This is a genomic window from Acetatifactor sp., assembly GCF_982438285.1.
The window spans coordinates 1-2,891 of record NZ_CEWDFQ010000369.1 but is presented as its reverse complement, the minus strand read 5'-3'; the positions used below and the strand labels follow the sequence as shown (position 1 = coordinate 2,891).

Sequence of the window (2,891 nt, the reverse complement as noted above, 5' to 3'; positions counted from 1 at the left end):
CCAATACACCGGCATGGTAAATACCACCGCATCGGCTTCCAAAATTGCCGGAGCGATGATGTTGAAATCATCGTCAAAGGAACAAGCTTTTCCAGTCTTAAAGCAGGTCTCGCAGGCATGGCATCCCCCTACGTTGTGCATAGCTGCGTCAAATCTGGTTACGCTGTACCCCTTCTCCTCCGCTGCCTTGATAAAAGCCTCTGTCATGGCAAAGCTGTTTCCGCCTTTTCTGGGACTTCCCGTGATTACAACAACTTTTTTACTCATAAGCTACTCCTTTCAAATTGACTTCTTTTACTGCTGATATTATAATCATAGCAAGAATACTATTAAAAACAAGTACGCACATTAAAGTGCGATACTTACCGATTTGTTCAATACTTACGCATAGGAAAGTGTCAAATGAGTAAAAGATGTATCTCCAACGAACGCCTCAGCAGCACAGGCTTTAGCTACACCTTGTCACTGATTAACGGAAAATATAAGATGACCATTCTCTATACTTTAATGGAATTTGGCGTAGTGCGGTTCAATGAGATGAAAAAATATATCGGGGAGATTTCCTATAAGACTCTCAGCTCTACCTTAAAGGAGCTGGAGGCCGACCAGCTGGTCCATCGGGAGGAATACCCCCAGATTCCTCCCAAGGTAGAGTACAGCCTCACAGAACGGGGAAAATCGCTGATTCCCATACTGGATGGAATGTGCGAATGGGGAGATAAAAATCGTATCTGATTTCCCCCTTACACGATTTTGGTTCTTCCCATGTTTGTCAGTTTCTATTCGTTATGGAGCATTAACCTATGGTTTTATGCTGACATTTCACTGCTCATAACGTGTATATATTGCCAATAGAACAGGGATTATGCTATAATTTTAACAGCCACTTTAATCGTTGTTTTCGTTCCTATCATTATTAGACATTACAGCCAATGAGATCACTGATTAAATTAACAAAATTCATTTTTATATGTGCGCTGCTCTGCATTTTCCTGATCAGCTGCAGCAGTCTTCCCTCTTCTGAAGAAGATTTTCCCTATCGTGTAACGGCTATTATCCCTCATAATGACACCTATTACTGGACTCTGATTGGAAATGCCATGGTTGAGGCCGGCAAAGAATCAGGAGCTGACGTCAAGGTTCAGGTTCCTCAGTTGAATTACAATATTCCGCAGATGACGACTTTAATCCGGCAGGCAGCCGCTTCTCAGGCAGACGCTATTATTGTACAGGGCATTCAGGATGAGGATTATCTTGCCGCACTGGAAAAAGCATATAATAATGGCATTTTAATTGTTTTCGTGGATACTGATATTGAAAATTTTCCTCAACACCTATATGTGGGTACAGATAACCTCTCCGCAGGCCGTTTGGTCGGCGAGCAGATTGTTTCGCTCACAAATGCCCGCGGCAATGTAGCGATCATTTCCGCACAGGAAAACTACACAAATCTAAATCAGCGTATTTCCGGAATAGAAGAGGTCCTGAAAGAGTATCCTCAGCTGTCACTTGAATTGATTGCCTATGATAATTTTGATCCACAACAGGTTCTTTCAATTTATGACTCTATTATAAGGGAATATCCTCAGATCGATACACTTGTTTGTGTAGAAGGCACTGGAGGACAGTCTCTTGGCCGTGTTCTGACCCAGAAGAATGACAGCATCCCGAACATTCTGGTTTTTGACCGTTCTGATGAAACGCTGGCTGGTGTGCAGAACGGTATTTTTGACTGTCTGATCCAACAGGATACTCAGTCAATGGGACAGCTTGCAGTAGAATATCTGGTCCAATATCTTAAAACAGGAAAACTGGAACAATGGCAGTATTATACAAATACAACCATTTTTACCCAGGAAGCTCTGAAGCAGGAGGTTAATTCCACACCATGAAGCATCCTTTTAGAAAAACAATTTCAGCGATACCGAAAGATTCCATAGTTTACCGTTATCACTTTGGAAATATCCTGATTATTGTTTTGATGGCCTTCCTGCTTTTCTTTTCTCTGATTTACCACACTTATGTAAAAACACGCTACGAACAGCATCTCACTGATTTGACCGCACTCAACGAACTTTTTACCCGCGTTGAAAATGCCACTTCCAGTCTGACCGAATATCACTCCTATCTTGTTGAATCCAGTCGGGAAAGCTGTTATCAGGAACTGTCAGATGTAGGTGCTCAGGCGCTTTTAATACAGAATACTATGGGAAAAACATATAACCGTAATCTTCTTGATCTGTTCTATACAATAGAAACTTATCTTTCAGAAGCGAGGGATTTATTAGAGCTGTTGCATAACTATGCGGATATGGGAATTTCCGCCGTGGATACTTATCCCACTATAGAAACAAGTTACGGAGAAGTGATAGAATTAACTTCATATATTAACTCCCTTTTTGAAACTATCTATCAGGAGCAGCTGGAGGCAGTCAATGCCATGGAAACTCGTATGAACCGTATCAGTTTTTTATTTAATATCTGTCTGCTGCTATTCAGTGCTGTTGTTATATGTATTTGCTTTACCATTTTCCAAGACACAAACCGTTTTTCCAAAGCACTTATACAGGTTACCGAATTTTCAAGCAATGCCTTTACCCCCCAGGGAATTACTCAGGCTCGCATGAAAGTAAACGGCCCTTGGGAGATAAGCATTCTTTCCAGCACTTTAAACCATATGCTGGATATGATCCATGAACATATGGAACAGCAGGCAGAGAGTAATCGTATCCGCCAGCAGCTGCAAGAATCGAAACTGGAAAATCTCAGGGTTAATTCCACTTTGCAGGCTACACAATATCATTTACTGCAGAGCCGTATCAACCCGCATTTCTTGTTTAATACTTTAAATATAATCAGTCAGACTGCATATTTGGAGCAGGCTCCAGAAG

Annotated in this window: 4 protein-coding genes; 3 read left to right on the top strand and 1 reads right to left on the bottom strand. The window is 41.5% G+C overall.

Going from position 1 to position 2,891, the window contains the following annotated elements:
- Positions 1-267 (bottom strand): flavodoxin family protein (locus tag AC1WIP_RS14015; RefSeq protein WP_481142406.1); only part of this gene is annotated, 267 nt, incomplete at its 3' end.
- Positions 268-402: 135 nt separating this feature from the next.
- On the opposite strand from AC1WIP_RS14015, the gene AC1WIP_RS14010 reads away from it, so the two are divergent.
- The 3 genes from AC1WIP_RS14010 to AC1WIP_RS14000 all read left to right on the top strand — a co-directional run.
- On the top strand, positions 403-735 hold the full coding sequence (locus AC1WIP_RS14010; protein ID WP_481142405.1) for a winged helix-turn-helix transcriptional regulator: 333 nt from the start codon (positions 403-405) through the stop codon (positions 733-735).
- 197 nt (positions 736-932) lie between these two features.
- A complete protein-coding gene (locus AC1WIP_RS14005) occupies positions 933-1,892 on the top strand; it encodes a sugar ABC transporter substrate-binding protein (RefSeq protein ID WP_481142404.1) in 960 nt (319 codons plus the stop codon).
- Positions 1,889-2,891: sensor histidine kinase (locus tag AC1WIP_RS14000; RefSeq protein ID WP_481142403.1), on the top strand; the 1,003-nt coding region annotated here is incomplete at its 3' end. The genes AC1WIP_RS14005 and AC1WIP_RS14000, both read left to right, overlap by 4 nt.